Source organism: Stenotrophomonas sp. B2 (assembly GCF_014947095.1).
GTDB classification, from domain to species: domain Bacteria; phylum Pseudomonadota; class Gammaproteobacteria; order Xanthomonadales; family Xanthomonadaceae; genus Stenotrophomonas; species Stenotrophomonas maltophilia_P.
Map to the genome: position 1 here is coordinate 319537 of NZ_JADCQA010000005.1, position 8374 is coordinate 327910.

At 66.6% G+C, this 8374-nt stretch carries 5 protein-coding genes; all 5 read right to left on the reverse strand.

Annotation, left to right across the window (positions count from 1 at the left end):
• Positions 1-20 precede the first annotated feature (20 nt).
• Positions 21-1457, reverse strand: a complete 1437-nt coding sequence (gene lpdA / locus IMX13_RS08210) for a dihydrolipoyl dehydrogenase (RefSeq protein WP_053515369.1) — start codon at positions 1455-1457, stop codon at positions 21-23.
• A 65-nt stretch (positions 1458-1522) separates the two neighbouring features.
• On the reverse strand, positions 1523-2728 hold the full coding sequence (gene sucB / locus IMX13_RS08215; RefSeq protein ID WP_193396164.1) for a dihydrolipoyllysine-residue succinyltransferase: 1206 nt from the start codon (positions 2726-2728) through the stop codon (positions 1523-1525).
• Between the two features lie 43 nt (positions 2729-2771).
• Complete coding sequence (locus IMX13_RS08220; protein WP_053515372.1) at positions 2772-5603, reverse strand: 2-oxoglutarate dehydrogenase E1 component; 2832 nt, start codon at positions 5601-5603, stop codon at positions 2772-2774.
• Positions 5604-5789: 186 nt separating this feature from the next.
• On the reverse strand, positions 5790-6692 hold the full coding sequence (locus IMX13_RS08225; RefSeq protein WP_193396165.1) for a GNAT family N-acetyltransferase: 903 nt from the start codon (positions 6690-6692) through the stop codon (positions 5790-5792).
• A 3-nt stretch (positions 6693-6695) separates the two neighbouring features.
• Positions 6696-8105, reverse strand: coding sequence for a cupin domain-containing protein (locus tag IMX13_RS08230; protein ID WP_193396166.1), 1410 nt, complete (start codon positions 8103-8105; stop codon positions 6696-6698).
• Positions 8106-8374: the final 269 nt, after the last annotated feature.

Below are 8374 nucleotides of genomic sequence, written 5' to 3' on the forward strand. Positions count from 1 at the left end.
CTGTCATGCCACCGGGCCGATCAATTGGCCTTGTGGATGGCGCGCTTGCTGACCGCCATCGCCGCGTCGTGGACCACTTCCGACAGCGACGGGTGGGCGTGGCAGATACGGGCCAGATCATCGGCCGAACCGCTGAACTCCATGGTCAGCACGCCTTCGTGCACCAGCTCGGACACGTTGGCGCCGACCAGGTGCATGCCGAGGATGCGATCGGTCTCGGCATGGGCCAGGATCTTCACGAAACCTGCCGGCTCGATCATTGCCACGGCACGGCCGTTGGCGGCGAACGGGAAGCTGCCGGCCTTGTACGGGATGCCTTCGGCCTTCAGCTGTGCTTCGGTCTTGCCCACCCAGGCCAGTTCCGGCTCGGTGTAGATCACCCACGGAATCGTGTCGAAGTTGACGTGACCCGGCAGGCCGGCGATCAGTTCGGCCACGGCGATGCCTTCCTCGAAGCCCTTGTGCGCCAGCATCGGGCCGCGCACGCAGTCGCCCACCGCCCAGACGCCATCGACGCCGGTGTGGCAATGCGCATCGACTTCGATCTGGCCACGCTCGTTGACCTTCACGCCGGTGCCTTCGGCCAGCAGGCCCTTGGTGGCAGCGCGACGGCCGACGGCCACCAGCAGCTTGTCCACGGTCAGGGTCTTCTCGCCTTCGCTGTCGGTGTAGGTGACAACGACTTCCTTCTTCTTGCCCTTGCCAGTGATCTCGGTCTTGGAGACCTTGGCGCCCAGGCGGATGTCCAGGCCCTGCTTCTTGAATTCCTTGGCCGCGGTCTTGGCGACTTCGGCGTCGGCGACGGCCAGGAACTCCGGCAGCGCCTCGAGGATGGTGACTTCAGCGCCCAGGCGCTTCCACACGCTGCCCAGCTCCAGACCGATCACGCCGGCGCCGATCACCGCCAGGCGGTTCGGCACTTCGGTGAAGTCCAGGCCGCCGACGTTGTCGACGATGGTCTCGCCGTCGAACTTGGCGAACGGCAGTTCGATCGAATCCGAACCGGCGGCGATGATGACGTTGGTGCCCTTCAGCTCGACTTCCGAGCCGTCGTGCTGCTTCACCTTGACCACGTTGCCCGGCTGCAGTTCACCGAAGCCGTAGTAGGTGGCGACCTTGTTGGCCTTGAACAGCATGGCGATGCCGCCGGTGAACTGTTTGACGATCTTGTCCTTGCGGCCAACCATCGCCTCGACGTCCATCTTGGCGTCCTTGAAGCTGATGCCGTGGTCGCCAAAGATGTGGCTCATGTTCCAGAACTGGCGCGAGGAATCCAGCAGCGCCTTGGACGGGATGCAGCCCACGCGCAGGCAGGTGCCGCCCAGCGCCGGCTTGCCATCCTTGCCCAGCGCTGCGTCGATGCAGGCGGTCTTCAGGCCCAGCTGGGCCGCGCGGATGGCAGCGTGGTAACCGGCCGGGCCCGCACCGATGACGACGACGTCGAATTGTTCAGCCATTGAATTAGTCCTTGATGCTTTACCGGAACCCCCTTCCGCGCGGGCGCGGAAGGGGGCGGGAGGTCTTACAGGCCGAACAGCATGCGGCCCGGGTTTTCCAGCTGGTTCTTGATGTCCACCAGGAACTGCACCGAGTCCTTGCCGTCGATGATGCGGTGGTCGTAGGACAGCGCCAGGTACATCATCGGCGCGATCACGACCTGGCCGTTCTGGGCGATCGGACGCTCCTTGATGGCGTGCATGCCCAGGATGGCGCTCTGCGGCGGGTTGATGATCGGCGTGGACAGCAGCGAGCCGAAGGTGCCGCCGTTGGTCACGGTGAAGGTGCCGCCCTGCAGTTCTTCCAGGCTCAGCTTGCCGTCACGGGCCTTCTTGGCGTAGTCGGCGATGGTCTTCTCGATGTCAGCGAACGACATGCGCTCGACGTTGCGCAGCACCGGGGTCACCAGGCCCTTCTCGGTCGACACGGCGATGGAGATGTCCGAGTAGCCGTGGTAGATGATGTCGTCACCATCGATCGACGCGTTGACCAGCGGGAAGCGCTGCAGCGCGTTGGCGGCGGCCTTCACGAAGAAGCTCATGAAGCCCAGCTTGATGCCGTGGGCCTTGACGAACTCGTCCTGCAGTTCCTTGCGCGCGGCCGACACCTTGGACAGGTCGACTTCGTTGAAGGTGGTCAGCATGGCGGTGGAGCTCTTGGACTCCATCAGGCGTTCGGCGATGCGCTTGCGGATGCGGGTCATCGGCACGCGTTCTTCCGGACGTGCGCCACCGGCCTTGCCGGCGCCGCCGTTGCGGGCGAAGTTGACGATGTCTTCCTTGGTCACCGCGCCGCGACGGCCGGTGCCGTCCACGTCGGCCGGGTTCACGCCCTCGGTGATGGCGGTGAAGCGGGCACCCGGCGGCAGCGCATCGGCGGCCGACTTGGCTGCCGGGGCCGGAGCCGCGGCGGGAGCCGGAGCAGCGGCTGCGGCCGGAGCCGGGGCATCGGCCTTCTTCTCTTCAGCGGCCGGAGCCGGGGCAGCCGCCACGGCGCCTTCCTCGATGATCGCCACGACCTGGCTGGAGGTCACGGTGGCGCCCACGTCGAACTTGATCTCCTTCAGCACGCCATCGACCGGCGACGGCACTTCCAGGACGACCTTGTCGGTTTCCAGGTCAAGCAGGTTTTCGTCGCGCTTGACGGCGTCGCCCACCTTCTTGTGCCAGGTGGCGATGGTGCCGTCGGCGACGGATTCGGGCAGTACCGGGGCTTTGACTTCGGTGGCCATGCGGGAGCTTCCTGGTTTGTCTTCTAAATAAGGGGGAGGAGAGTTATTCAGCGACCTGGTCGTTGAACGGGTTGACCAGTGCGTCGGCAATCAGCTGCTGCTGCTCGCGGACATGGTCAGCCATGTGACCGGCAGCCGGCGACGCCGAACGTGCGCGACCGGCGTAATGCAGGTTCTGGCCCTCGGCCAGGCAGAACTGCAGGTGGTGGCGGATCTGGTACCACGCGCCCTGGTTCTGCGGTTCTTCCTGCGTCCACACCACGTCGGTGGCCTTGCCATACTTCTTCAGTTCGGCAGCCAGCAGCGCACGCGGGAACGGATACAGCTGCTCCACGCGGATGATCGCCACGTCGTCCTGGCCACGCTTGGTCTGGTCTTCCAGCAGGTCGTAGTAGACCTTGCCCGAGCACAGCACCACGCGCTTGACCTTCTTGGCGTCGGCATTGGCATCGCCGATCAGGTGCTGGAACTCGCCGTTGGCCAGCTCGTCCAGGGTCGACACCGCCAGCTTGTGGCGCAGCAGCGACTTCGGCGACATCACCACCAGCGGCTTGCGGGTGGTCATGTGCAGCTGGCGACGCAGCATGTGGAAGGCCTGGGCCGGGGTCGACGGCACGACCACCAGCATGTTCTCCAGCGCGCACAGCTGCAGGAAGCGCTCCAGGCGCGCCGAGCTGTGTTCCGGGCCTTGCCCTTCATAGCCATGCGGCAGCAGCAGGGTCAGGCCGGAAATGCGGCCCCACTTGGCTTCACCGGCGGCGATGAACTGATCGATCACCACCTGGGCGCCGTTGGCGAAGTCGCCGAACTGGCCTTCCCAGATGCACAGCGTGTTCGGATCGGTGGTGGAGAAGCCGTACTCGTAGGCCATCACCGCTTCTTCGCTCAGCAGCGAATCGATGACGGTGGCCTTCTCCGGCGAATCCACCAGCTGCCGCAGCGGCATGTAGTAGTTGTCGGTCTTCTGATCGTGCAGGATCGCATGGCGGTGCGTGAACGTACCGCGGCCGACGTCCTGGCCGACCAGGCGCAGTGCATGGCCTTCGTCCAGCAGGGTGGCGTAGGCCAAGTTTTCGGCAAAGCCCCAGTCGCCCGGAATCTCGCCAGCGGCCATCTTGCGGCGGTCGTCGTAGACCTTGGCCACGCGCGAGTGCAGCTGCACTTCGTCCGGGATGGTGTTGATCAGCTTGGCCAGCTCGACCAGCTTGTTCTTCTCGACCTTGGTCGAGACCGGGTCGGACAGCTTGCCTTCCAGCAGCTTCGGCCAATCAACGAACAGCGGGCTGCTCGGCGGAGTCTTCTCGACCTTGGCCAGTTCGGTGGTCACTTCGCCGGCGTCCAGCTTCTCGCGGTAGGCATCGACCATCGCCTTGCCGGCGCCGGCGGCGATCACGCCCGCCTTTTCCAGCTGCTCGGCATACATCTCGCGGGTGGTCGGGTGCTTGCGGATCACCTGGTACATCAGCGGCTGGGTGATCGCCGGCTCGTCGGCCTCGTTGTGGCCCCAACGGCGGTAGCACATCAGGTCGATGACCACGTCCTTGGCGAACTTCTGGCGGAACTCGAACGCCAGCTGCGCGGCGAACACCACCGCTTCCGGGTCATCTCCGTTCACGTGCAGCACCGGTGCGGCAATCATCTTCGCCACGTCGGTGGCATAGCGCGTGGAGCGCGTATCCAGCGGATTGGAGGTGGTGAAGCCGACCTGGTTGTTGACCACGATGTGCACGGTGCCGCCGACGGCGAAGCCGCGGGCCTGCGACATCTGGAACAGTTCCATGACCACGCCCTGGCCGGAGAAGGCCGCGTCGCCGTGGATCAGGATCGGCATGACCTGCTTGCGGGCGGTGTCCTTGCGGCGCTCCTGGCGCGAACGCACGGAACCGGCCACGACCGGGTCGGCGATTTCAAGGTGCGACGGGTTGAACGCCAGCGCCAGGTGGACCGGGCCACCCTCGGTGGCCACGTCGGCGGAGAAGCCCATGTGGTACTTCACGTCGCCGGCCGAGGCGTGCTCGTCGTGCTCGAACTTGCCTTCGAACTCGTCGAACAGCTTGCGCGGGTTCTTGCCCAGGGTGTTGACCAGCACGTTCAGGCGGCCGCGGTGGGCCATGCCGATCACCACGTCCTTGACGCCGTCCTTGCCGGCGCTGCGGATGATGGTGTCCATCATCGGGATCAGCGCATCGCCGCCTTCCAGCGAGAAGCGCTTCTGGCCGACGTACTTGGTGTGCAGGTAGCGCTCCAGGCCTTCGGCCGCGGTCAGGCGCTCCAAGGTGCGGCGCTGGGTGTCAGCGTCCAGCTGGTAGTTGCCGCCGGCCAGTTCCAGCTTCTTGTAGATCCACTGGCGCTGCTCGACCTCGGCGATGTGCATGAACTCCGCACCGATCGAACCGGTGTAGGTCGCCTTAAGGCGCGCCAGCAGATCGCGCAGCTTCATGCGCGGCTGGCCGCCGACGCCACCGGTGCTGAACTCGCTGTTGAGGTCGGCATCGGACAGGCTGTGGAACGGCAGGCCCAGGTCCGGCGTATTGACCGGCGCAGCCAGACCCAGCGGGTCCAGGCGGGCGTCCAGGTGGCCGCGCGAACGGTAGGCGGTGATCAGACGACCGACATTGCGCTCACGCTCGTCGCCCGCACCTGCGCCGGTGCCGGCCTTCAGCGCATCCTTGGCCGCGTCCGCGATGTGGGAAATGACGGCCGAGTGCGGAATGTCACCTGCTTCGCGGCCCTTGAAGCCGTCGAAGTAGGTCTTCCATTTGGGATCGACACTGTCCGGGGAGACGAGGTACTGCTCGTACAGGTCCTCGACATAGGAGGCGTTGCCGCCGGCGAGTTGCGAAGATTGCGCAAACTGCTTCAGTAGATTGTCCACGATGGAGGGTGTTGATTCGCTTTGTGGGGTATGGCTTAAGAAGGACCCGGCAGGAAGATGAATAGCCCTGCGCAGGCGCGTTCAAACAGCCAAATTGTACCCCCATCCGGACACGAAGGGGCATCGCGGAGGCCATCGTGCGTCCCCCGGTGCCGCTTCCAGACAGGTTGAACCCGACCGTCGCGCTCAGAGGCCGAGCGCGCGGAGTTCGCTGCAATCGCGCGAACGGTCCCAGACGCGCTGCAATTGCTGCTCGAACTGCCGCGAACGTGCCGGCAGCGCGATGCCGGCCTCGCCGTCGAGGCGATGGCCGATCAGACGAAAGTAGAAGTCGCCCCTGTCATTGATCAGGCAGGCGGACGCCAGTGCCCGGTCGACCGGATCGGCCACCTCGCGGAACAGGATCACGCTGGGCAGCCGCTGTGCCATCGCCAGCAGCGGCGCGCCGGCACGGCCAATGGCTGCCGCGTCATGCACGATCGCCCGCAGCTGCTTGTCGTGGCGGGCACTGGCGAAGCGGCGCAGGGCGGCCTGTACCGGGCCGGCAGCGAGCAGGCCCGGGTCCAGCAGGTGGCTGTGCAGCCATACCTGGCGACGGGCACGGTGGAAGATGGCGGTGGTGGTGGCCACGGCCTCGGCGTGGCTGTTGATCGCGCTGGCCGCGTCCAGCCGGCGGCGCATCTGCTGGTGCCCCAGGCCGGCCTCCTCGAAGACCTCGCCCTCAGGCAGGAAGCCCTGCCGCGCGTAGAAGTCGCGGGCGGGCAGCTGTGCGTGCAGATGCAGCTCGGCCAGGCCGAGGCCATGGCCGGACTCGACCAGGGCCTCGAGCAGGGCTTCACCGATGCCCTGGCTGCGGTGGCTCGCCAGCACCGCCATGCGGCCGACGCGGCCATCAGGTGTGAGCCGGCCAGTGCCGACCGGCGTGCCGTCGGCATCCAGCGCCAGTACATGGGCGCTGACCGGGTCCATCGCGTCGCGCTCCAGGTCGCTGGCAATGCCCTGCTCCTGCACGAACACCTGCTGGCGCACAGCGTGGATGGCGCCATGCGCATCGGCATGACCTACCTGATGGACGCGGATCGAGGGCATGACTCAGGCGCGACCGGCGTCGCTGTCGTCTTCTTCGTCGTCTTCGAAGTTGACGATGACCTCGATGCCATCGTCATGCACGGTCACCACGTGGACATCGTCGGACACGGCGTCGTCATCGATCACCTCCACCTGGTCGCGGCCTTCGACCACCTCACCGAGGACGCCTTCATCCTCGCCCTCGTCGTCGGCGCCATACAGCTCGCTGGGGTCGATCAGCTGGAACACGCCGCCGACCAGCAGCTGCTGGACCACCTCGCGGCCCTTGTCCGACAGTCCTCGATAGGCGGCCGCGTCGAGCTGCTCGGCACCGGCCAGGCGCTGCGCATCCTTCACCGGCAGCGCGAAGTCCTGGCCGCTGACGTACAGGCTGGCGCCCCGCTTGGCCCGCCGCCAGGCCAGGCGGGCCCAGGGGTGGCGTTGCAGCAGAAGGCCGGACTGCAGGGCGGCGACCACCTCTTCCTGTTCCGGCGCGGCCTGGTGGGCCATCACTTCGCCGGCGGCGCGGTAGGTGGTGATGAAGCGGCCGAACCAGTCGCCCAGCTTGTCCGGGTCGTTCATGCGGATGGCGTTGAGGGCGGTGATCACCCGTGCCATCGCCACCGTGTCGATCTCGTTCGGATCGGCCGGCAGCTTCAGGTCGGGGTCCTGGTAGCGGATGTTCTCGTCGGCATCGGCGATCAGGGTGTCCAGGTAGTCACTGATGAGTTCGGCCGAGGACGGCGCGCGCATGCCGAAGGAGAACGTCAGGCAGGGGTCTTCGGCGACGCCGTGGTGTGGCACGTTCGGCGGCAGATAGAGCATGTCGCCGGGCGCCAGCACCCAGTCGTGGGTGGGCTTGAACACCTCCAGCAGCTTCAGTTCCACGTCCGGACGGAACCCCAGTGGCGGGCGCCGGCCCTTGATCGACTCGCTGGCATCGATCTGCCAGCGACGATGGCCCTGGGCCTGCAGCAGGAACACGTCGTACTGGTCGACGTGGGCACCGACCGAGCCGCCGGTGGCGGCGAAGCTGATCATGACGTCGTCCATGCGCCAGCGCGGGAGGAAGCGGAAGTGCTCGATCAGCGCGCGCACGTCCGGGTCCCACTTGTCCACGTCCTGCACCAGCAGGGTCCAGTCGTGGTCGGGCAGGGCGGGGAATACGTCTTCCTGGAACGGGCCGGTACGTACGCGCCAGCCGTCCTGGCGCTTGTCGTGCTCGATCAGGCGTGCCAGCACGCCTTCTTCGCAGGCCAGCCCGGCCAGGTCTTCCGGCTGCACCGGAGACTGGAAATCAGCGAAGGCGTTGCGGATCAGCAGCGGACGCTTCTGCCAGAAATCGCGCAGGAACACGGCCGGGGACATGCCCAGCGGCTGGCCGGGACGGGCGGTGACTTCGATGAGCGGGGCGGAGGACTTGCGGGCGGCCATGGGGGAATCCTTGCAGCGGAAAGCGGGAGGGCGGCGCGGCGTGCCGCCAAGGCGTCCATTGTCCGACGTTCGTTGGGATTGCGCACGTGCGGTGGTTTGTCGCGGGGTGTCCGGCCAACGGCGGAGCCCCTCGTGGCGGGTGCTTGGTCGCGTGAAGGCAAAAAGCCGTGCTTGGCCGGGCGGGTGGGCTGCGCGGGGGACGCTGCAAGTACGTCCCTGTAAGCTTGGCCGCCGCATCCATGCGGCGGACACCCCCGCGCAGCCCACCC